This window comes from Occultella kanbiaonis, assembly GCF_009708215.1.
Lineage (GTDB): Bacteria > Actinomycetota > Actinomycetes > Actinomycetales > Beutenbergiaceae > Occultella > Occultella kanbiaonis.
In genome coordinates this window covers 4,975,833-4,997,544 of record NZ_CP046175.1, presented here as the reverse complement: position 1 = coordinate 4,997,544, position 21,712 = coordinate 4,975,833, and the positions used below count along the sequence as shown (strand labels likewise).

21 protein-coding genes and 1 pseudogene are annotated in these 21,712 nt (G+C 71.9%); 11 read left to right on the top strand and 11 right to left on the bottom strand.

From position 1 onward, the window contains the following. Positions 1-42 precede the first annotated feature (42 nt). Both galE and surE read right to left on the bottom strand, forming a co-directional pair. Positions 43-1,008 carry a UDP-glucose 4-epimerase GalE gene (gene galE, locus GKS42_RS22900; protein WP_154795925.1) on the bottom strand — a complete coding sequence of 322 codons (966 nt, stop codon included), beginning with the start codon at positions 1,006-1,008 and terminating at the stop codon, positions 43-45. Further along, positions 1,005-1,784, bottom strand: a complete 780-nt coding sequence (surE, locus tag GKS42_RS22895; RefSeq protein WP_154795924.1) for a 5'/3'-nucleotidase SurE — start codon at positions 1,782-1,784, stop codon at positions 1,005-1,007. The genes galE and surE overlap by 4 nt, the downstream gene beginning before the upstream one ends. A gap of 233 nt (positions 1,785-2,017) precedes the next feature. On the opposite strand from surE, the pseudogene GKS42_RS26990 reads away from it, so the two are divergent. The 7 genes and pseudogenes from GKS42_RS26990 to nagB form a co-directional block, all read left to right on the top strand. Next, positions 2,018-2,146, top strand: a pseudogene (locus GKS42_RS26990) (DUF937 domain-containing protein); the annotation flags it as partial. An 80-nt stretch (positions 2,147-2,226) separates the two neighbouring features. Continuing rightward, on the top strand, positions 2,227-2,673 hold the full coding sequence (locus GKS42_RS22890) for a DUF937 domain-containing protein (RefSeq protein WP_210769246.1): 447 nt from the start codon (positions 2,227-2,229) through the stop codon (positions 2,671-2,673). Between the two features lie 145 nt (positions 2,674-2,818). Beyond that, positions 2,819-3,220, top strand: coding sequence for a peptide-methionine (R)-S-oxide reductase MsrB (gene msrB, locus GKS42_RS22885; RefSeq protein ID WP_154795923.1), 402 nt, complete (start codon positions 2,819-2,821; stop codon positions 3,218-3,220). Continuing rightward, the gene (locus GKS42_RS22880; RefSeq protein ID WP_154795922.1) at positions 3,217-3,981 is read left to right on the top strand and encodes an endonuclease/exonuclease/phosphatase family protein; all 765 of its coding nucleotides are present in this window, start codon (positions 3,217-3,219) and stop codon (positions 3,979-3,981) included. The genes msrB and GKS42_RS22880 overlap by 4 nt, the downstream gene beginning before the upstream one ends. A gap of 92 nt (positions 3,982-4,073) precedes the next feature. Then, on the top strand, positions 4,074-4,952 hold the full coding sequence (locus tag GKS42_RS22875; RefSeq protein ID WP_154795921.1) for an EamA family transporter: 879 nt from the start codon (positions 4,074-4,076) through the stop codon (positions 4,950-4,952). A gap of 106 nt (positions 4,953-5,058) precedes the next feature. Next, positions 5,059-5,340 carry a GlsB/YeaQ/YmgE family stress response membrane protein gene (locus GKS42_RS22870; protein ID WP_154795920.1) on the top strand — a complete coding sequence of 94 codons (282 nt, stop codon included), beginning with the start codon at positions 5,059-5,061 and terminating at the stop codon, positions 5,338-5,340. A 137-nt stretch (positions 5,341-5,477) separates the two neighbouring features. Next, positions 5,478-6,263, top strand: coding sequence for a glucosamine-6-phosphate deaminase (nagB, locus tag GKS42_RS22865; protein WP_154795919.1), 786 nt, complete (start codon positions 5,478-5,480; stop codon positions 6,261-6,263). A gap of 90 nt (positions 6,264-6,353) precedes the next feature. On the opposite strand, the gene GKS42_RS22860 is transcribed toward nagB, so the two are convergent. Then, positions 6,354-7,121, bottom strand: a complete 768-nt coding sequence (locus GKS42_RS22860) for a phytanoyl-CoA dioxygenase family protein (protein ID WP_154795918.1) — start codon at positions 7,119-7,121, stop codon at positions 6,354-6,356. A 120-nt stretch (positions 7,122-7,241) separates the two neighbouring features. Between GKS42_RS22860 and GKS42_RS22855 the strand changes: the two genes are divergently transcribed. After that, entirely contained in the window at positions 7,242-8,042 is an 801-nt protein-coding gene (locus GKS42_RS22855; RefSeq protein ID WP_168217959.1) for a helix-turn-helix transcriptional regulator, read from the top strand. Positions 8,043-8,064: 22 nt separating this feature from the next. Next, entirely contained in the window at positions 8,065-8,571 is a 507-nt protein-coding gene (locus GKS42_RS22850) for a hypothetical protein (RefSeq protein ID WP_154795916.1), read from the top strand. 12 nt (positions 8,572-8,583) lie between these two features. Here the strand turns inward: GKS42_RS22850 and GKS42_RS22845 are convergent, their stop codons facing one another. Continuing rightward, the gene (locus GKS42_RS22845) at positions 8,584-10,512 is read right to left on the bottom strand and encodes a heparinase II/III domain-containing protein (protein ID WP_154795915.1); all 1,929 of its coding nucleotides are present in this window, start codon (positions 10,510-10,512) and stop codon (positions 8,584-8,586) included. Between the two features lie 80 nt (positions 10,513-10,592). Between GKS42_RS22845 and GKS42_RS22840 the strand changes: the two genes are divergently transcribed. Then, the gene (locus GKS42_RS22840) at positions 10,593-12,716 is read left to right on the top strand and encodes an alpha-galactosidase (RefSeq protein WP_154795914.1); all 2,124 of its coding nucleotides are present in this window, start codon (positions 10,593-10,595) and stop codon (positions 12,714-12,716) included. A 49-nt stretch (positions 12,717-12,765) separates the two neighbouring features. Here the strand turns inward: GKS42_RS22840 and GKS42_RS22835 are convergent, their stop codons facing one another. Continuing rightward, positions 12,766-13,467 carry a VOC family protein gene (locus GKS42_RS22835; RefSeq protein ID WP_154795913.1) on the bottom strand — a complete coding sequence of 234 codons (702 nt, stop codon included), beginning with the start codon at positions 13,465-13,467 and terminating at the stop codon, positions 12,766-12,768. A gap of 86 nt (positions 13,468-13,553) precedes the next feature. Next, entirely contained in the window at positions 13,554-14,783 is a 1,230-nt protein-coding gene (locus GKS42_RS22830; RefSeq protein ID WP_154795912.1) for a GTP-binding protein, read from the bottom strand. A 441-nt stretch (positions 14,784-15,224) separates the two neighbouring features. Between GKS42_RS22830 and GKS42_RS22825 the strand changes: the two genes are divergently transcribed. Further along, the gene (locus GKS42_RS22825) at positions 15,225-16,997 is read left to right on the top strand and encodes a heparinase II/III domain-containing protein (RefSeq protein ID WP_168217958.1); all 1,773 of its coding nucleotides are present in this window, start codon (positions 15,225-15,227) and stop codon (positions 16,995-16,997) included. 120 nt (positions 16,998-17,117) lie between these two features. Here the strand turns inward: GKS42_RS22825 and GKS42_RS22820 are convergent, their stop codons facing one another. From GKS42_RS22820 to GKS42_RS22800, 5 genes are all read right to left on the bottom strand, one after another. Further along, a complete protein-coding gene (locus GKS42_RS22820) occupies positions 17,118-18,611 on the bottom strand; it encodes a glycoside hydrolase family 3 protein (RefSeq protein WP_168217957.1) in 1,494 nt (497 codons plus the stop codon). Continuing rightward, positions 18,608-19,135: a hypothetical protein gene (locus GKS42_RS22815; protein ID WP_154795909.1), complete on the bottom strand. Its 528-nt coding sequence runs from the start codon at positions 19,133-19,135 to the stop codon at positions 18,608-18,610. Before GKS42_RS22815 ends, GKS42_RS22820 begins: the two co-directional genes overlap by 4 nt. A 36-nt stretch (positions 19,136-19,171) precedes the next feature. Then, the gene (locus GKS42_RS22810; protein ID WP_154795908.1) at positions 19,172-20,011 is read right to left on the bottom strand and encodes a siderophore-interacting protein; all 840 of its coding nucleotides are present in this window, start codon (positions 20,009-20,011) and stop codon (positions 19,172-19,174) included. 95 nt (positions 20,012-20,106) lie between these two features. Then, positions 20,107-21,102 (bottom strand): type I glyceraldehyde-3-phosphate dehydrogenase, encoded by a 996-nt coding sequence (gene gap, locus GKS42_RS22805; RefSeq protein ID WP_154795907.1) that lies wholly within the window; start codon positions 21,100-21,102, stop codon positions 20,107-20,109. Positions 21,103-21,124: 22 nt separating this feature from the next. Continuing rightward, a complete protein-coding gene (locus tag GKS42_RS22800) occupies positions 21,125-21,700 on the bottom strand; it encodes a TetR/AcrR family transcriptional regulator (RefSeq protein ID WP_154795906.1) in 576 nt (191 codons plus the stop codon). Positions 21,701-21,712: the final 12 nt, after the last annotated feature.

Below are 21,712 nucleotides of genomic sequence, written 5' to 3'. Positions count from 1 at the left end.
ACTTGCCTTGGGGCGGTTGGGTGGGGGCGTGGGAAGGTCCGGTCAGGCCTGCGCGGACTGCCGGGCCTCCCAGGCCGTCGCCACCATCTGCTCCAGCGAGTAGCTCATCCGCCAGCCCAGATCCCGCGCGGCCGCCTCGCCGGACGCGACGATCCGCGCCGGGTCCCCGGGCCGACGCGCGGCGACGGTCGGCTCGAACGGGATCTTCGTGACTGCCGCCATCGTGTCCATGATCTGCCGGACCGAGACGCCGTCGCCGCTGCCGAGGTTGTACACGGGCAGCAGTTCCCGGCCCTGCGCGAGTGCCTTGGCGGCGCCCACGTGGGCGTCCGCGAGGTCGGCGACGTGGATGTAGTCGCGCACGCAGGTACCGTCCGGCGTCGGGTAGTCGGTGCCGTTGATCCGCGGCGTGCGCCCCTGCGCGAGGGCCTCGAGCACCAGCGGGAACAGGTTGTGCGGGGAGGTGTCCCGCAGTTCCATCGAGCCGGAGCCGACCACGTTGAAGTACCGCAGCGAGGTGTGCCGCAGCTCGCTGGCTCGGCCCTGGTCGGCGAGCAGCCACTCGCCGATCAGCTTGGACTCCCCGTACGGCGACTCCGGGTGAGTGGGGGTCGCCTCGGTGACCAGGTCCACGTCCGGGGTGCCGTAGGTGGCCGCCGAGGAGGAGAACACGATCGCCTCGACCCCGGCGCGTTGCATCGCCTCCAGGACCGACACGGTCCCGGTCACGTTCTGCGTGTACGTGTGCAGCGGCTGCTGCACGGAGACGCCCGCGTACTTGAACCCGGCCACGTGCACCACGCCGATGCAGTTGTGCTCCTCGAGGGTCCGGGCGACCACGTCGGTGTCGAGGATGGATGAGCGGACGAACGGGACGCCGTCGGGCACGAACTCCTCGTGACCACTGGACAGGTCGTCCAGCACCACGACGCCGATGTTTGCGTCCCGGAACGCATGGACCACGTGCGCGCCGATGTAGCCGGCCCCGCCGGTCACCAACCAGGTCATCGCCGGGCCTCCTCGCTCTCGGTGTCGAAGCCGGGCAGCACCACGGCGCCGTCGTCGTGGGAGTGTGAGCGCAGCAGCGACATGGTGGCCCACCCGCGCGCGAGGTAGCCCGCGTCGGTGTCGTCCTCGAAGTGCACGTCATGAGAGGCGAACGGGCGGAACAGGAGCTTGTCGATCTGCTGGTTCACCACGTCGGTGTCGACGTCGAAGGTGGCCAGCCGCGCCGCCCGCAGCCCACGCAGCTCGGCCGGTGGCACGTCCGGGATGTTCACGTTCAGGACGCGGGCGTCCTGGGTCTGGCTGGTGAACCACTCGAAGGCCCGCGTCAGCACCAGGTATGCGGTGTCCCAGTGCTTCGGGTGCTCGGCCGCGATCGAGCTCGCCAGCGCCGGGATGCCCTGGGCGGAGGCGGACAGGGCCGCGCCGACCGTGCCGGAGTGGATCACCGCGGGCCCGACGTTCGGGCCGAGATTGATGCCGGAGAGCAGCAGGTCGGGGCGCTGGCCGAAGGCACCGAGGCCCGCCGCGTAGGCGATCAGGGCGGGGCTGGCGTGCACCGCGATCGACTCGATGTCCTCCCGCAGGCCGTCCGGGCGGCCGGGTGACGTCTTCACGGCGCCGTTCTCGCTCTCACCGCTCAGCGCGGCGCTGTAGCCGGAGTACTGGTGGTTGGGGGCGGCGACGATCACGTCGTGACCGGCGTCCGCGGCGACGTGCGCCAGGGTCACCAACCCGGGTGAATCGATGCCGTCGTCGTTCGTGATCAGGACCCGCATCGCGGTGGAACTCCCTTGAGAGGTGGCTGGTGGCCGGCCCGCGCCCGGCGCGGGTTCTGCTCCCATTCTGCCCCGCTCGCAGAGATCGTGGGTCGGGCGTCCACGTGCCCGACGGCGGTGCCTCGCCCGGGCGTGCCGGTGGGCACCGCGAGGGGGTGCCATGCCGGGCGGGGCTCGCTACGCTCGCCGATGGGACGCCGTCGGCGCCCACACTCGATGATGAGAGGCCCGTGATGTCGACCACCGAAGAGATCCTCGACGCCGTCCCGATGGACCAGGTCGCCGCCCGGCTCGGCGTGGACCGCGCCACCGCCGAGCGCGCCACCCGCGCGGCGCTGCCCACCCTGCTCGCCGGCATGAACGCGAACGCCGCGGACCCGGACGGCGCCCGGTCCCTCGTCGGAGCCATCTCCAACCACGATCCGCCCTCGTGGAGGGCGGCGTGGACCTCGACCAGGTGGACACCGACGACGGCGCGAAGATCGTCCGCAACGTGTTCGGACAGAACACCGACGCCGTCGTCAACACGCTCTCCGAGGCGGATTCCGGCGCGGAGGGCTCCGGTGGCGGGCTCGGCGACCTGTTGCCGAAGCTGCTGCCGATCCTGGCTCCGATCGTGCTGTCCTTCCTCGCGAAGAAGTTCGGGCAGGGCGGCGGAACGGGTGCCGACGCGGAGTCGGGCGGCGGGGGAATCGGCGACCTCCTCGGCGGGCTGCTCGGCGGTGCCGCCGGAGGCTCGACCGGGTCCGGATCGGGCGGTGGTGGCCTCGGCGACCTCCTCGGTGGCCTGCTCGGCGGTGGTTCCGGCTCGGGCGGGTCCGGCTCGGCCCAGTCCGGCGGCGGCCTCGGGGACCTGCTCGGTGGCCTGCTCGGCGGCGGCAAGCGCTGACCCGTCCCCAACCCCGCGTGTTCCCGCGCACCGAGATCGCACGTCCCGCCCTCGAGATCGCACGTCGTTACGGGCGATCTCGAGGTGGGACGTGCGATCTCGGCCGTGAGGAGCCTCGAGGTGGATCCCGAGAGACAATGGCCGCATGTACAAGGTCACGAAGTCCGAGGACGAATGGCGTAACGAGCTCAGCCCGCAGGAGTACCAGGTGCTGCGGCAGGCCGGGACCGAGCGCCCCGGCACCGGCGAGCTCCTGAACGAGGAGCGGGTGGGCGTCTACCACTGCCGCGCGTGCGGCGCCGAACTGTTCCGCAGCGAGACCAAGTTCGAGGCACACTGCGGCTGGCCGAGCTTCTACCAGCCGAAGGAGTCGGACGCGGTCGAGCTGAACGAGGACCGCACGCTGGGCATGGTCCGCACCGAGGTGCGCTGCGCCAACTGCGGCTCGCACCTGGGTCACGTCTTCGACGACGCCCCGCAGACCCCGACCGGGGACCGGTTCTGCATGAACTCGGTGTCGATGACGTTCGAGCCCACCCAGGGATGACCCGGCTGCGGGTCCTCTCCTTCAACATCCAGAGGGGCCTGGCGTCCGCGGGCGGCGCCACCGACGAGCGCACGCTCGCCGACGCGTTCGCCGGCGTGAGCGCGGACGTGGTGGCACTGCAGGAGGTGGACCGCGACCAGCCCCGGTCGCGCCACCTCGACCAGGCGCACGTGATCGCCGATGCCCTGGGGCTGGCGCACGTGCGGTTCGCCGCGGTGCTCGGCGGCGACGTCCGCCTCGGCAAGCACGCCACCACGCGCCTCGGGGACCACCCCGGCGCCGGGTACGGGCTGGCGATCCTGTCCCGGTACCCGATCACGGCCTGGTTCGCGCGGCCGCTGCCCCGGGTCCGGATCCCGCTGCCGGGCTGGAAGGCCTCGGCGCCGTTCACCTGGCGCGACGAGCCCCGGGGCGCCCTGGCGGCAGTCCTTGCCACCCCGGACGGGCCGCTCGGGTTCTGCAGCACGCACCTGTCCCAGGCCGGCCCGATGGCGGCGCTGCAGCTGCCCCGGCTGCTCCGGTCGGTCGAGACCCTCCCCGGCGCGCGGATCGTCTGCGGCGACCTCAACCTGAATCACGCCACGGTGGCGCGACTCGCGCGCCGTTACGGCACCGCCCGTGCGGACACGTTCCCGGCCGATCACCCCCGCCGCCAGATCGACCACGCTCTGGTCCGCGGCGCCCGGATCGTCTCGACGTCGGCCACCCGGCTGCCGGTCTCCGACCACCGGGCCCTCGAGGTGACGATCGACCTGGCCTGACCCTCGCCGGGCGTGGGGCCGTCCCGGGACTCGGACCGCCGGCCGTGGCGGGCCGGGTGCGCTGGCATCATGAACCGGGTGAGCGGGCAGCGATGAGACAACTGGTGGACCGGACCCCGGCACCACTGCTCTTCCTGGTCGGCGGCTTCTCGCAGTACATCGGCGCCGCCCTCGCGGTGGGCCTGTACCCGACGATGCCCCCGCACGCCGTCGCCTGGCTGCGCGCGGTGTTCGCCGCCGTCGTCCTCCTGCTCGTGGTGCGCCCCTGGCGCGCCGACTGGAACCGCCGCACGCTCACCCAGACCGGCGTCTTCGGGCTCGTCCTGCTCGGCATGAACATGCTGTTCTACGTGGCGATCGAGCACCTGCCGCTCGGCGCCGCCGTCGCCGTCGAGTTCACCGGCCCCGTGGCCGTGGCCGCGTGGGGCGGCCGGACGGCGCGGGCCCGGATCGCGATCGGGCTGGCACTGTTCGGGGTGCTCTCGATCAGCCTCGTCGGCCTGGACTGGTCGGTGACGGGGTCGACGGCGGACCTCCTCCTCGGTCTCGCTGCGGCGCTTGCCGCCGGGGTGCTCTGGGCCGCCTACATGGTCATCGGTGGCCGGATCGTGCGGGCGCGGGACGGACTGTCCTCCCTCGCGGTGGGGCTCACGATCGCCGCGGTCGCGTTCGCGCCGTTCTCCGCACCGTTCGCCGGCGCCGCCGTCCGCCCGGAGATCCTCGTGACCGCGGCCGCCGTGGGGGTGCTCTCCAGCGTGGTGCCGTACGTGCTGGACCAGGTCACCCTGAAGCGGCTCGGCACGGCCACGTTCGCGCTCATGAATGCCCTGCTCCCGGTCTCGGCCACCATCATCGGCGTGATCGCGCTGGCCCAGCTGCCCACGGCCGGCGAGGTGGTCGGCGTCCTCGCGGTCAGTGCTGCGGTGTGGATCTCGGGAAGCGGGCGACGGCCCGCGGTGGAGCCGGGCTGAAGCTGCCGCCGAATCCGCCCAACGGGCGGGACGGGACCGCCTGTGCCACGCTTTCGACTGCAGCCATCGCTGCGAATGTCTGTTCGAGAAGGATCGAGGTTCATCCATGGGCGAAGTCATCGGTGTCATCATCTTCGGCGCTGTCATCGGCGTCATCGCACGCCTCGTCCGGCCCGGGCCACAGAAGATCGGGATGCTCTGGACGGTCATCATCGGGATCGTCGGCGCCCTGCTCGGCTACCTGATCTCCGGCTGGCTCGGCGTCCAGGACACTTCGGGGATCGACTGGATCCGCTGGGTCATCTCGATCGTCGCGGCCGTCGTGCTGCTCGGTGTCTACCTGGGGCTGACCGCGAAGAGCACGGGCGGGAACTCCGTCAGGAAGTGATCGCCGACCTCGGTCCTGGTGGGATCGAGGTCCGCGAAGCGAGGGTCCGGTGGCCGGTCGGCCGCCGGACCCTCGCCCTGTGGGGCACTGTCCGGACGCAGGTGAGATCGATGCCGCGATTCTGGGAGAGTGGGCCCATGGAGCTCATCATCGCGCCGGATTCCCGGGCCATCGCCACCATCGTCGCCGACGCGATCGCCGCGCTGCTGGATCGCAAGCCCGATGCCGTGCTCGGCGTCGCCACCGGGTCCTCCCCGCTCGCGATCTACGACGAGCTCGCCACCCGGTACGCCGCCGGTGCGATCTCGCTCGCCGGCGCACGTGCGTTCATGCTGGACGAGTACGTGGGACTTGCCGCGGACCACCCGCAGCGGTACCGGAACGTGATCGACACGGAGTTCGCCGGCCGGGTGGACATCGACCCCGCCAACGTGCAGGGCCCCGACGGGCTCGCCGCGGACATCCCCGCGGCCTGCGCCGCCTACGAGCAGGCCATCGTGGACGCCGGCGGGGTGGACCTGCAGATCCTCGGGATCGGCACCGACGGGCACATCGCCTTCAACGAGCCGGGCTCCTCGCTCGCCTCGCGCACCCGGATCAAGACGCTCACCGTGCAGACCCGGGCGGACAACGCCCGGTTCTTCGACGGCGACCTCGAGCAGGTGCCCACCCACTGCCTCACCCAGGGCCTCGCCACCATCATGAGTGCCCGGCACCTCGTGCTCGTCGCCACCGGCCTGGCCAAGGCCGAGGCCGTGCACCACATGGTCGAGGGCAGCGTCAGCGCGATGTGGCCGGCCACGATCCTGCAGCACCACCCGCACGCGACCGTGCTCGTGGACGAGGCCGCCGCGTCCCGCCTGCAGCTCGCGAGCTACTACCGCCAGACGTACGAGTCAAAGCCGGCCTGGCAGGGCATCTGAGCGACCGTTCGTCGGTCGGGGGCGAGCCTCGTCGGGCGAGGACCGGCCGCGAGAGCATCCGCCGTTCGCGCACCCGCGCGACGAGCGCCGTCAGGCGATGACGGCCCCGTCGCGCAGGAACGGGTCGAACGATCCCCACGGCTCGGAGCCGTCCGCGGACATGATCACCTCCGCCGAGTACTGCGCCAGGTAGACCCTCCGCATCCGGTCGGTCAGGTTCGGCCCGCTGCGGTGGATCACCATGCTGGAGAACACGGCGATGGACCCGGCCGGGACCACGACGGGCATCCCCGGGTCCGACCCGAAGTAGCAGACCTTGTCATTGACCTGCGGGTCCGGGATGTGCTTGATGTAGGAGCGGATCCCGGACCGTGAGTACGGCAGCAGGTACACCGAGCCGTTCTCCTCGGTGACGTCGTCGAGGGCGATCCAGCAGGTCAGGTACGGCTCGTGGTTCTCATGGACGTACCCGGAGTCCTGGTGCCAGGCGAACGCGGTGTCCGGATCGCCCGCCTTGAGGACGTACTGCTCCCAGAACAGGTACGCGTCGTCCCCGAGGGTCGCGCGGCAGATCTGTGCCATCGTGTCCCCGAACAGGAACTGCCTCAGCTCGGGCCGCTGCTGGTAGACCATCGCGGAGAAGTACCGCTTGCCCCGGGCATTGATGCCGATCCGATCCACGCCCTGGGCGTCCATCTCGGCGTCGAGCCGGTCGACGGCGAACTGGGCGCCCCCGCGCAGCAGCTCGAGCTCGGTGTCACTGAGGACGTTCTCCAGGATGAAGTAGCCCTCGTCACGGTACTGCGCACGCATCTGCTCGGTGACCAGGGGTGTGTGGGTGTGCTGGACGCTGCTCATCGGGACCTCACCATCGATCGGATCTGAACCGTCCACGCTAGGCAGTTGGACACCCGGGCCGGAATGCTCGGAGTGGACAATGCCATGTACGTTCTGGCGCGATCGCGGTTCAATCGGACCATGGACCAGCGCACCCGTCTGCTCGTCGCGGACGCGCCGGTGACCAGGATCGGCCGGCTCGTGCTGGCCGGTCAGGTCATCGATGACGAACCTGTGATGCCCGCGAATCTGCGGGTCATGAGCCCCTACGTGCTGTCCGCGGTGTTCGCCGGGCACGGCGTCTACGAGGATGCCGAGGGCACGCGGCCGATCCGCCCGGGCACCGTCACGGTGGTCCGGCCCGGGGTGCCGCACCGGTACGCGACGGCGCCCGGCGAACGGTGGACGGAGGTCTTCGCCGTGTTCGACGGACCACTGTTCGAAGGCCTCGACGCAGCCGGGGCGCTGCCCGCGCCCGGCCCGCAGCACCCGTCCCCGACGCCGGCGATGGCAGCCCTGCAGGCCGTGCTGCGGATGACCCCCTCGGGTCGCCTCGCGGCCGAGCACCAGCTCATGGCGCTCGCGGACTGGCTGCTCGACGCCGGCCGGTCCGACGCCGGGGAGTCGCTCACGGCACCGATCCAGACCGCGGTGGAACGGCTCTCGGGCACCCTCGACGCGCCGGTCGACCTGCGCGCCCTGGCGGCCGAGGTGGGGCTTTCCTACGACGCGTTCCGACGACGGTTCTCGGCCGAGGTGGGCCGCTCGCCCCTGGCGTTCCGCAACGAGCGACGCCTCGCCGCGGCCGCGACCCTGCTCCGGCACACGGACCTGACCAATCGGGCGGTCGCGCGTGCCCTGGGCTACGTCGACGAGTTCCACTTCTCCCGGCGGTTCCGCGCCCACCACGGTGTGCCTCCCGGGCGGTACCGCCGCCGGTGACCGCCGTGACATATTGACCCCCATGGATACCCCCACCCTTCTCGGGATCGGCGTGGTCGCGCTGATTCTCGTGATGTCCGTCGTCGGCACCATCGTCAAGCGCAAGGCGGTGGCGAAGGGCGCCGAGATTGGCGCCCGGCGCTCCGCGGGCCGGCAGTCGGGCAAGGCGGGCTCTCTCGGCGAGAGCGTGGTCGTCAACGCGCCCGTCGACGTCGTCGCCGGCCTCGTGGCTCCGATCCTCACCGGCACCTGGGTCACGCAGAAGTCACCGACCGAGTGGACCCAGAAGATGTACCACGACGACGACATCACCTACCGGATCGCGCCGGTCGCGGACGGCTCCGAGGTTTACGTGGCCGAGACGATCGAGTTCATGGGCACCGTGAACGGGTCCAAGCAGTGGCGCAGGTTCCGGGAGCGGATCGCCACGTCCGCCGCCGAGAACGGGCTGGTCAGCAGGGCCGGGCAGCGCCACCTGGTTCGCTCGCACGCGGTGAAGAACGACGACCACGTGTGGATCGCCCAGTAGGTAGGCCGCGACTCAGGGCAGCGAGATCGTGACCCGCCCGCGGCCCGTGCGGCCACCTCCGGTCGCGCGCAGCACCACCCTGGCGATCTCCGGGCCCCAGACGCCACGCAGGATGGCGTCCTCGAGGCCGATCGTCTCGACGCTCAGCTCGAAGTCGCCGGCGTCCATGTGCAGGTGCGCCAGGACCGCGTCGCCGTCCGGGCCGCGGAGTCCGAGCGAGCCGTCCGCGGCTCGTAGCGGCGGTCGCGCCAGCAGCAGGTGCACGCGCACGTCCGGGTCCTCGGCGTCGTCCTCGGCGCCGTCGGCCCGACCGGCCAGGGCCCACTGCTCGGTGATCCGCAGGCCGTCGTCGGCCAGGCGCAGCTCCCGCTGCCAGGACGTCAGGCCCGCCTGCGCCGGGTAGGCGCCGGCGAGCTCGAGCCGGATGGAGGAGGAGTCCCGGGCCAACACCTCGCCGCGGAACTGCGCGCCCGGGGACTGCCCGACTCCGTCCACCTGCGGCACCGAGTGGAACTCGGACCGCAGGTACCAGGTGTCGTAGCGCGACGGCGAGAAACTGGCGGCGGTGTACTGGCCGGTGCCCACGTCGATGAGCAACTGCTGCCCGTCGACCGCCAGCACGAAGCTGCCGACGTCGTTGTGGTTGTGCGGCTCGTCGTTGTGACCACCCTTGGCCACCAGCCGGAGCCGGCCGTCGGCGCTGCCGAGGGCGACCACCTCGGACTCACCGAGCCAGTACGAGCCGACCGCCGTGGGAGGCGACGGCTGCTCGGGGCCGGAGGCGCCGCCGTCGGGCCAGGTCGGATCGAACAACGTGACCAGCGAGCGGTACATCGCGACCGGCAGTTCGAGCTCGGGCGTGAGGGTGCGGGCCATGGCGACCACGTCGTCGTCGCCGACGGCCAGCGCGAACCGGTGCAGCAGCGCCGGCGGGTGCCGGTCCTTGTCGATGCCGGGACCGGGCTGTGGGACCCGGCCGACGCCGTCGCCGAAACTCGCGGACCACTCGCCGCCCAGGTGCACCACGAGCGGGTAGCGCACCATCGACCGCAGCAGTGGATGCGCGAGGACCTGAGCGGCGCCGTCGGGATCGGCCCAGCCGAGCACGTCGACGGCCTCGTACAGCCGGGCCGCCGACTGCCACCAGTACATGATCCCCTCGGTGCAACCGCCGTCCTGCGGTGCGTGCGCGAGGTAGCCGTCAAGGCTCGTCAGGGCGGAGGCGACGATCGCGCGGGTGCGCTCGGGGGAAGGAGGGTGCAGCACCGTGGCGGTGAGCACGTTGGCCACGATCCAGGGGTTCCAGTTCGTGCCGACCGCGTACCAGGTGTACGCGGGGCCGAAGGTCTCGAACGGGACCAGCACGCGGCGCGAGATCTCCGCACGGATCCGCTCCAGCAGCCCTCCGGCGGCGGCGAGCCGGTCGGCGTGCAGCCACGCGATCCAGGACAGGGTCGCGGCGGTCTCACCGGCGAACAGGTCGAGCACCGGGTCCTGCGGGTCGGGGAGGTCGCGGCGCTGCTGCCCGGGCTGCGTGTCATGGGCGGGCAGACACCAGCTCGCCTCCTCGAGGACGAACCCGAGGCCGTCGATCAGGTCGTCGACGTCGTGGCGGCCCGGCTCGGCGGCCAGCGCGAGCGCGAGCGCGGTCAGCCTCCGGCGGCGGTCGAAGTACGGTTCCTCGAACGCGCGCCGACTGCCGCTGCGGGTGAAGGCGAGGCGCTGCGAGTAGGTGGGCGCCGGCCAGGGCCGGTCGGCGACGGCGGAGCTCACCCGGGTGAGGATCGCCGAGTTCGCGGGAGTGATCGCCGCCCACGCCGCCCGGTCCCCGGCCCTCGGGAACGGCACCCGGGCCCCACCACGGGAGAGGGCCTCGGCGATGCGGTCCGGGTCGAAGGTGGACCTCAGGACAGGGGCGGCCGGGGCGTCGGTGCGGGTCACGGTCGGTAGCCTAACCAGCGGTGCGGACCGGGCTAGCCACGGTCCACACGCCCGATCCAGAACCCTGCCGGAGGTCAACCTTGTCCGAGCCCGTGCTCCATCACCTGCGCGCCGGCGGGGTCTCCGTCGTGCTGCGCACCATCGGCGACCGGCTGCCCGAGGTGCTGCACTGGGGCGCCGACCTCGGTGACGTGCCGGGCGCCGCACTGGCTGACCTGGACCTCGCCTCGCGCCCCCAGCAGGTCACCGACCAGACGAACGACCCGGTCCAGGTGAGCCTGCTGCCGGAGCTGTCCGCGGGCTGGCTCGGCACGCCCGGGCTGAGCGGCCACTTCGCCGGTGCCCGCTCGAGCCACCGGTTCGCCGTCACGGACGCGCGCTTCGACGCCGACCGCGCCGAGCTGGAGGCGAGCGACCCGAGCGGACTCGGCCTCGCCGTCGTCCTCGAGCTGTCGCCCCAGGGCCTGGTCCGCCAGCGTGCCACGGTGACCAACCACGCGGCCGCGCCCTACACCCTGGACGCCGCCCACCTGATCCTGCCGGTGCCGGCCCGGGCCACCGAGGTCCTCGACTTCACCGGTCACCACCTGCGCGAACGCGCACCGCAGCGCGCCCCGTGGCAGCTCGGCGTACGCAGCCAGGACAGCAGGCGCGGCCGGACCGGTCTGTCCTCGACCACGCTGATGATCGCCGGGGAGGCCGGGTTCTCCTTCGGCGGTGGTGAGGTCTGGGGCGTGCACACGGCGTGGAGCGGCAACCACCGCATGTACGCCGAGCACCACAACGACGGACGCAAGCTGCTCGGCGGGGGCGAGCTCCTGCTGCCCGGTGAGATCGTGCTCGCCCCGGGCGAGGACTACACCACCCCGTGGCTCTACTACTCCTACGGTGTCGGCCTGGACGAGCTGTCCGCGCGATTCCACGAGTGGCTGCGCGCCCGCCCGGGCCGGGCGACCCGGCCCCGGCCGGTCGCCCTGAACACCTGGGAGGCCGTCTACTTCGACCAGAGGCTCGAGAAGTTGACGGAGCTCGCGGACGCGGGCGCCGCCGTCGGGGTGGAGCGGTTCGTGCTCGACGACGGCTGGTTCGGCTCGCGCCGTGACGACACCTCGGGGCTGGGGGACTGGGAGGTCTCCGCCGACGTGTGGCCGGACGGGCTCGGCCCGCTCATCGACCACGTGCGCGGCACCGGCATGGAGTTCGGGCTGTGGGTGGAGCCGGAGATGATCAACGTCGACTCCGACCTGGCCCGCGCGCACCCGGACTGGATCCTCGCGCCGGTGGGCCGGTTGCCGATGGAGTTCCGCAGCCAGCAGGTGCTGAACCTGACCATCCCGGAGGCGTTCGCGCACATCCGCGGCCGGCTGATCGCGCTGCTGGACACCTATGACATCGCCTACTTGAAGTGGGACCACAACCGCGACCTGATCGAGGCGTGCGACCCGGCCACCGGGAAGGCGCTCGTGCACGCCCAGACCGCGGCGTTCTACCGGCTCGTGGACGACCTCAAGGCCGCGCACCCCGAGGTCGAGATCGAGAGCTGCGCCTCCGGCGGCGGGCGGGTGGACCTCGAGGTCCTGGAACGCACCGACCGGGTCTGGGCCTCGGACTGCATCGACCCGCTCGAACGCCAGCACATCCAGCGCTGGACCGGGCTGTTGCTGCCGCCCGAGCTCGTCGGGGCGCACGTCGCCTCGCCCACCTCGCACAGCACCGGACGCACCCACGACCTGTCCTTCCGGGCCGCGACCGCCATGTTCGGGCACTTCGGGCTCGAGTGGGACCTGACGGCCGCCTCGGAGACCGAGCGGGCCCGGGTGGCCGAGTGGATCGCCGCGCACAAGCGCTACCGCGAGCTCCTGCACACCGGCCGCACGGTCCGCGCGGACGAGCCGGACCCGAGCCGGTTCGTGCACGGCGTCGTCGCGCCGGACCGACGGCACGGCCTGTTCGCGGGCGTCATGCTGGCGACGTCGGCGCACCAGCCCACGCCGCCCGTCACGCTGGCCGGGCTGGACGAGGACCTCACCTATGAGGTCACGCTGGTCGGCGTAGGGACGGACGACGGCGGGGGCTGGGGTCGGCCGCTGCCGTGGGCCGAGCACGGGGTGCGGCTGTCCGGGCGGATGCTGCACCGGGTGGGCCTGGTACTGCCGCGGCTGAACCCCGAGCACGCGGTGCTGCTGGAGGTGCGGGCGCTCTGACGGAGCCCTGCCGGGCCGGGTCGGTCGGTCCGGGACAGTGGGGTGCAGGTCAGCGCGGCGAGACGGTGAACACCGTGCCGTCGGGATCGGCCAGCGCCACGGAGCCGTCGTCGCCGTCGCCGACCCTGCGTGCGCCGAGGGAGACCAGCCGGTCGACCTCGGTGGCTGGGTCGCCCTCGGCGACGAGATCGAACCGCTGGCGGTCGTGCCGCTGTCCCGGGGTCTGTGGCTGGCCGCCCCAGGCGACCTTCGTGCCGCCGTGCGGGGACTGGACCGCGGTCTCGGAGTCCCGGTCCCAGACGAGCGGCCAGCCCAGTGCCTGCGCCCAGAACAGGCCGACCTCGCGGCTGCCGTCGCAGGCGACCTCGCCGAGGAAGCCGCAGCCGGCCAGGAACTGGTTGCCGGCCTCGATCACACAGAACTCGTTGCCGCCGGTGTCGGCCAGCACGATGTGGCCCTCCTCCGGCAGCTGGCCCACGTCGAGGTGGGCGGCACCACGCTCGACCGCCGCGGTGACCGTGTCCTGCTGGTCCGCGGGAGTCGTGCTGGTCAGGTGGAGGTGGACCCGGTTCGGACCGGGCTTCTCGGCCGCGGTGTGCGAGAACCGCAGCCCGACCTGGGTCTCGGAGCCGGGCAGGAGCCGCCCGCGCGCGTCGTCGACGACGGCCCGTCCCAGCATGCCGGCCCAGAACTCCGCCACCCGGGCGGGGTCACGAACATCGAAGGTCACGGCCAGCAGTCGCAGAGGCATGTCACGGACGGTAGGCCTGGACGCGCGCCCGCGCACGGCATTTGTTGCCGGTGCCGACGCGTGTGGCACCGGCGAGCCCGCCCGGCTCAGGCCATCCCGGAGGAGGACCGGGCGCCGAGGAACGGCTCGAGGTCGTCCTCCCGGTCGAGCCACGCGGCGAGGCCCTCGGCCTGCTCGGCCGGGGTGAGCAACGACTCCTCGAACGCCTGCGCCACCGCGGCGCGGTGCGGGCCGGCGCCGACCACCAGGAACCGGGTGTGCGGGGCGTGGTGGTTCCACCGCGAGGCGATCCCGACGCTCAGCTGCCGGCCGGCGCCCAGCACACCGCACACGGAGTCGGGCCGGTTCGGCACCCAGAACCGGCCTCGGACCACTCGCGGGCCGTTGATGAGGGCGTCGATGTGGGTGAGCAGGCGGCTCGGGTGCACGGCGGCGGGGGAGCGCAGGTCGAGGGTCCACACGCCCGACGGCGTTGCCTCGCCCGGGTGGGTACCGGCACCCTCCGCGTCGGCCCCGGCAGCGTCGGCGAGCATGCCCGGTCCGGGCGTCATGCTCAGCGGGTGCGCGCGGCGTTCGGTGGCGAGCGTGGAGTGCGGGTGGCCGAGCACGCCGCTCAGCCACGGCTCGTGCGCGTCGTCCCAGCGGGTGCTCTCGGGGGCGCGGAGCGCCTCGAGCAGGTCCGCGCCGAGGTGCGCCCCGTGGGTGGCGTGGGTGGTCGGGCTGACGCCGACCCGCTCGGGCAGGGTGGTCTGCGCCGGTGCGGTGAGCAGCACCGCGTCCGCGACCGGCAGCTGGCCGAGCAGCACCTCGCCGATCGTCCGGTGATCACCATGGGTCAGCATCAGGCCACGGTCGGCGAGGTCCTCCTCGCCGAGCAGGTCCGTGGCGAGCGTGTCCGGGTTCACCAGGCTGACCGTGGCGCCGAGGCGGACCGTGCGCAGGTCGCCGTCCGACCCGAGGTGCTGGGCGAGGCCGCGCACCGCCGGCAGCAGCTCGGCAGCGGCGGGCAGCGCGAGGATCATGCCGCCGTACGAGCCGGTCTGCGCGAGTCGGGCCAGCACCGGCACGGCGTCCTCACGGACCGCGCAGGCCGGGCAGACGTGGTCGAGGTCGACGAACGTGTCCTCGAGGGCGGTGCCGGCGTGCAGGACCCGACGGCGGAGCCGGTGGCCTTCCAGGTCGTGGACCACGGCGACCACGTCGGGGCGGTCGACGAGGGCGCTGCCGAGCGCGATCTCCCGGTCTATCGGGTCGACGCTCGCCAGCACCGCGACGGGCACGCGCGGTGGTCCCTGGGTCTCGGAACGCTCACTCATAGGCGCTAAGGATAGCCTTACCTGAACGGTGGTGAATACCCCGGTCCCGGACGAGGTGGGCTCGGCCATCCAGGAGCGGAGTGGCCACCCAGAAGGAGAGCGCGGGCCGTGTCGGGCCCAGTTCGGGCTCCTTGACGCGACGTTGCGTCAAGCGTTACCGTGTGCCGCACCGATGCGTCCGCAATGTTTCGTCAGAGGTTCGTCGGAGGCGACAACCAGCAGCGGGCACCGATGCCGACGGAAGGACACCGTGACCTCGACCTCCGCGCCGCGCACCGTCTTGCTGCGCTCGTCCTGGGCCACGGTCGACGTCGGCGCTGCGCACTCACCCACGGCCACAGGTCCGACGAGCGGGTGTGGCCGATGAGGTCGCCACGCGGGGGCTTCGCGCCGGTTGTGCCGGAGCGTGTGATCGAACTGGTCCGTAGCGACCATCCACGGTTGATCGCTGACGACGACCGGTTGGCCCAGATCCACGCGTGGGTCGAGTCGGGCGGTGGTGCTGCCGCCCTGCAGGGGCGGCTGCTGGCCGGCGCCGACGCGCTCCTGGACGAGCCGACGACGGTGTACGAGTTCACCAACGGGCGGTCCCTGCTGTGGCCGGCGCGTCAGGTCAAGACTCGCGTGTGGACGCTCGCACTGAGTTACCGGCTGACTGAGGACCGGGCATACGCCGAGCGCGCCGCCGTCGAACTCGAGGCTGCTGCCGCGTTCCCGGACTGGAACCCGGAGAGCTTCCTGTCGGTGGCGGAGCTGTTGAACGGCTTCGCCATCGGCTACGACTGGCTCCATGCCTACCTCGATGACGAACGGCGATCGAGCATCGCGGCCGCGATGCTCGACAGGGGTCTGCTACCTGCGCTGGAGGCCTACGAGAACGGTGCCGGTTGGACAACCGAGACGAACAACTGGCAGATCGTGTGCGTGGGTGGGATCGCGATGGCGAGCCTGGCCCTGGCCGAGGTCGATCCGGGACTCACCGAGAGGCTCCTGCAGCTGGGCATGAGGCACGTCGGCCCGGCGATCGACGAGTACGCCCCCTCGGGCGGGTTCCCCGAGGGGATCGTCTACTGGAAGTACGCGACCAAGTTCCTTGTCCAGTACATCGCGAGCCTGGTATCGGCCACGGGCCGCGACTTCGGCATGTCGGATGCCCCCGGCCTTGCTGAGACCGGGGCGTTCGCGCTTCACATGGCTGGCACGAGCGGCCTCAGCTTCAACGTCGCTGACGCGTCGCCTGCCCAGGTACCTCTACCGGAGATGTACTGGTTGGCGGAGCGGTACGAGCACCCTGAGTACGCGTGGTGGGCGGACGAGGGGCTGGCGTCGGTCGATCCAGCCGCGGCGATGGTCTGGTACGGACTCTCGGACCGAGCGACACCGGCGCAGGCAGGGCTGGCGACCGACGTCGTGTACGAACACGTCGGCATCGCGCTCTCCAGGTCGGCCTGGGCAGGCTCGACCGGCCTGTTCACCGGCTTCAGACCCGGTGACAACGCCAGCAGCCACGGCGACCTGGACATGGGGACCTTCGTGCTCGATGCCGGGGGCGTCCGCTGGGCGGAGGATCTGGGTGCGGACTCCTACAGCCTGCCGGGCTACTTCGGCAGCCAGCGCTGGACCTATTACCGCAAGCGTGCGGAAGGGCAGAACACGCTCGTCATCAATCCCGGCGGCGGACCCGATCAGTCGGTGACGGGCGCGGGGGAGGTGATCGCCAAGGGTTCTGCTCCGATCGCCGCCTTCACGGTCGCCGACCTCACATCTGCCTACGCTGATCGCGGTGTCGATGCCTGGCTGCGCGGGGTTGCGATGATCGATGACCGCACCCGTGTGGTCGTGCAGGATGAGGTGCAGGCCTCGGAGCCGGCGGATGCGTGGTGGTTCATGCACACCTCGGCCACGGTCGACATCGCACCGGATGGCCGGTCGGCGGTGCTGACGTTCGATGGGCGGACCCTGCTGGCACGCATCGCGGACGCTCCTGCGGGGGCTGTGTTCTCGGTGCTGGACACGGTGCCGCTGCCGACATCGCCCAACCCGGATGGTCAGGCGGCAAATGCGCAGTCGAAGCTGACGATTCGCGTGAGTGAGGCTTCGTGCTTCGCGTTGGCGGTCGTGTTCGACCCAGTCGTCGACGGCGCGGCGGTGCCACCGTTGCCCGAGATCGTCCCCTTGGGTGGGTGGACCGTGCCAGGTGAGCTCTCGTTGTGAGCCTGAGGAGTGCAGTGTCTGGCGTTTCTTGGCGGCAGGGGTCGCCCTCGGGGTAGGCGCTCCGTCGTCTCCCGCCGACGCTGCTCTCGGGCGCGCGCTGTCGGCAGCGCCAGAGGGCGGCTACTGCGGCCCGCAGAGCAGGTCCGCCACCGCCCGGCCGCTCGCGGCACCCGACCCGTACGTGGTCACCATCCGCGCCGGGGCGGACGCGAGCTCGTCGGGCCAGCCCAGGCGCACCACCACCGCGTCCGGACGTGCGGCCAGCACCGACCCGAGCAGCTCCCGCTCGACGTCATGCAGGTGTGGCTGGTCCAGGACGAGGACCAGCTGGGCGTCGCGGGTCGCATCGAGGAGGTCACCGGAGGCCGTCCCGGCGGCGGTGATCGCGGTGACCGACCGACGCTCCGCGAGTGCCGCTGCCACGGGATCGGGGACGACCCCCGCAGCCTCGTTCCGGCCCGCGCGGCCGTCCACGACCACCACGGTCGATCCGGTCCGCAGGGCGACGTCGCCGTGCACCTCGCAGGCGTCGCGGGCCACGTCGACGGCGGCCCGGTCGGTGATCGGAGCGGTGGCGTGGGCTGCCCGCTGCTGGGCGATCCAGGACCGCAGTGCCTCGATCCGGGCAGCCGCCGCCTCGAGGACCTCGGGATCGAGCGCGCCCGAGCGCATCGCCTCGACGATGGCGTGCTGGGTCTCGGCGTACGTGCGCTCGTCCGGGTGTGGGTCCGCCGCCGTGACCGGGTAGACGCCGGCGTTGCCGAGGCAGAGCAGGTCCACGCCGGCCCGCAGTGCGGCGACGGCGCCACCCCCGATCCCGAGGGTCGCCGAGATCGCGCGCATGTCCAGCGCATCCGAGACGATCAGGCCGTCGAACCCGAGGCCGCGCAGCAGCGCGGTCGCCCGAGGATTGACCGTGGCCGGTTCGGGGCCGAGGTGATCGACCACCAGATGCGCGGTGAGCACGGCGCGGACGCCGGCGTCGATCGCGGCGCGGAACGGCGCGAGGTGGATCTCCTCGAGCTCCGCCACGGTTGCGGAGGAGCGGGCGCCGCCCAAGTGGGAGTCGGTCGCGGTGTCCCCATGTCCTGGGAAGTGCTTGGCGCAGGCGGCCGTGCCGGTGCTCTGCAGGCCGCGCACATAGGCGGCCGTGTGCCGGGCCACCAGGTCCGGATCGGCGCCGAACGAGCGCACTCCGATCACCGGGTTCGCCGGGTTGCTGTTCACGTCCGCGACCGGGGCGAGGTCCACCCCGATGCCCCGCTCGGCGAGTTCGGTCCCGATCCGGGCGGCGACGGCGGCGGTCGCCTTGACGTCGTCCGCGCGGCCGAGCACGGCGTGACCGGGCACGGGGGACCCGGTGCGCGCGTGCAGCCGGGTGACCGACCCGCCCTCCTCGTCGATGCCCGTCACGGCATCCTGACCACCGAGCTCGGCGACCAGACGCGCCGCCTGGTGCGGGTCGCCGTCGTCGATGTTCGTGGCGAACAGCACCGCGCCGGGTGCGCCGGCCGCCCGTGCCCGCAACAACCAGGCCGGGGCCGTGGTGCCCGCGAAGCCGGGCCAGAGGACGGCGTGCGCGAGCCGGTCGAGGGCGTGATCGCGGCCGGTCACGCGGTCGGTCCCGTCGCTGGTGCGCGCCGGACCCGACGTGCGAGCACTGTCACGGACCGCGCGAGCACGGGCCCGATGGGGCGGGGCGGCACCTCGAGGTACCCGCCGTCGGCGAGGCCCGCGTTGCGTTCGAAGAAGCACCGTGCGGCGCGGTCCCCGGTGCGCAGCCAGGACCAGCCCATCGACAGCAGGTACAGCGGGATGAACGGCAGACCGAGGCAGGCCATCCACTGCCGGCTGTGCCGTTCCTCGTGCCTGAGGAGGGTGGGGTTCCTGGCCGTCAGCTTGCTGATGTCGTGACGGCTGATCACGACGTCACCGACGGTGAACGCGCCGCCGGTCGGGAAGTGCCACCGGTAGTGCTCGGCCAGGTACAGCAGCTGCGGGCCGCGGCGGATCGTCGCCCCGCCGGCCGTGGCCACGCCGAGTCCGAGTGCGGTGGAGAGGTTGGCCCAGTTGGCGACGTGCCGCGTCCGCGTGAACCGGCTCAGCCGGTCCGGCGGCGTGGAATCGAGGTGACTCATGTGGGCTGACGCTAGCCGGTGTGAGGCGGGCGGTGGCTAGATCTGTCCGATCGGCTCGCGCTTCTCGGCCTGGAAGGTGTCCTCCTTGCGACCGTGGGCCCAGTATGCCGAGAGTGAGAGTTGTGAGCGGTCGAGGGCGCGCTCGTCGGTCAGGTACGGGCGCAGCGACTTCATCGCACCGCGCTCACCATGGGCGAAGACCTGCACGCGGCCCTCCCGCCAGTCGAGGGCGCGCACCGCGTCGGCCAACAGGGTGGTGGTGCCCGCTTCGCGGCCATCCCGGTGCAACCACTCGATCCGGATGCCGTGGGGGGCCGTGAGTTCGAGCCGGTCGGCGACGCCGTCCACCTCGAGCAGTGCGACACCGCGGGCGTCGGAAGGCATTGCTTCCAGCGCGGCGGCGATCGCAGGCAGTGCCGAGTCGTCACCGGCGAGCAGGTGCCAGTCGGCATCCGGGTCCGGAGCGTAGCCGCCGCCGATGCCGCCGAGCACCACCGCGTCACCGGGTCGGGCGGCATCCGCCCACGGACCGGCGAGGCCCTCGGCGCCATGCACCACGAAGTCGATCCAGATGTGACCGTTCGCCAGGTCGAAGTGGCGGATCGTGTAGGTGCGCATCGAGGGCAGCAGCGAGGTCGGCAGCTCCTCACGCAGCGCGGCGAGGTCGTAGGGCGGCGTGAGGTCCGTCTCCGGGTGCGCGAAGACCATCTTCGTGTACGCATCCGTGGAACCGTTGTCCGCGACATCGGCGATCCCGGGTCCGCCGGCGACGATGCGGACCATGTGCGGGGTCAGCTGGATGCGCTCGAGGACCTGCAGCACGATCTGGGGGCGCTGGACCCGCTGGGCGCGCTGAGGGCGTTCGGACACAGTCATGTGATGCCTTCCACGTCAAGGTGAGGACGCAGGAGACGCTCACATGTCAGCGGCGCTCCCGTAAGGCAAGCCTAACCTGTCTCGTGGGTCCGCACTCACCCGCTGATGCGCTCGGACAGCTCGACGAGCCGGTTCGAGAATCCCCATTCGTTGTCGTACCAGGCGAAGACCTTGACCTGATCGCCGACGACCTGGGTCAGCGGCGCGTCGAAGATCGCCGAGTGGGGGTTGCCCACGATGTCGGCCGACACGATGGGTGCCTCGGAGTAGGCGAGGTAGGGCGAGAGTCCGGGGGTCGTTGCCGCGGTGTGGAAGGCCGAGTTGACCTCGTCGACGGTCGCCGGCCGCGTGAGCTTGACCGTGAGGTCCGTGATGGATCCGACGGGCACCGGCACGCGCAGGGCCAGGCCCGTGAGCCTCCCGTCGAGCTCGGGGATGATGCGCCCGATCGTGCCTGCGGCGCCCGAGGACGTCGGAATCGTGGACAGGCCCGCGGCGCGGGCACGCCGCAGGTCGCCGTGCGGGGCATCGTGCAGACGCTGGTCGCTGGTGTAGGCGTGGATCGTCGTCATGATCCCGGACTCGATGCCGAACGCCTCGTGCAGCACCTTCACCATCGGGGCGAGGCAGTTGGTGGTGCAGGAGCCGTTGGAGAACACGTCCTGCGCCACGTCGATCGCCTCGTCGTTGACGCCGAGCACGACCGCCGGCACATCGCCGGACGCGGGCGCGGAGATGATGACCTTTCGTGCACCCGCCACCAGGTGCTGACGCGCGCTCTCAGAGTCAGCGAACCGGCCGGTGGACTCGATGACGACGTCGACGCGCTCTTCGCCCCACGGGATGGTGGCCGGCTCTCGTTCCGCGGTGACGCGGATGCGAGCACCGTTGACGACGATGGCGTCCTCGTCGACCTGGACGCCGTCGAGATGCCCGGCCAGCGAGTCCCACTCCAGGAGCGAGGCGAGGGTCGCGGCGTCGGCGATGTCGTTGATCGCGACTACCTCGACGTCGGCGCCGCTGCGTAGGGCGGCGCGCAGGTAGCTGCGGCCGATGCGGCCGAATCCGTTGATTCCGACTCGTACTGTCATGGGGTTCTCCTTCTCGGGTTGGTCAGTTGTCGTTGCCGGCAGCGTGCGCGGCGTCGAGCAGGGACACGGCGCCCCGGATCGCGGCGTCCATGGGGCCCTGTTCGCCCTTCGCCCGGGCGAGCACATAGCCGCCCTGGATGACCGCGGCCAGCGTTCGGGCGAGGTCGGCCGGGACGATGCTCGCGGGCAGTTCTCCAACCGCGATCGCAGCGGTGATCGTCTGCTCCCAACGGCCCAGCATCGTGTCGAAGGCGTTCGCGACGATCGCGATGAGCTCCGCATCCACCACCACCTGCGGATCCTGGGTCATCCGGCCCACCCGGCAGCCGAGGGTCCCCGCGCGGGGGATCGACAGGTAGCGCTTCATCCGCTCCAGCGGCGAGGCGCCTCCCTCGAGCAACGAGGACTCGCCCGTCATCTCTCCGGTGACCGCCGACAGTGCCTCGACGGCCAGCTCGTGCTTGCCGCTGAAGTGGTGGTACATGCTGCCCTGGCCGACCCCGGCGCGCACCATCACCTCGCGTGGGCTCGTCGCCGCGTAGCCGCGCTCCCACAGGAGCTCCGCCATCGCGTCCGTGAGTTGATCGCGTGAGTTCATGGGAACAGTGTA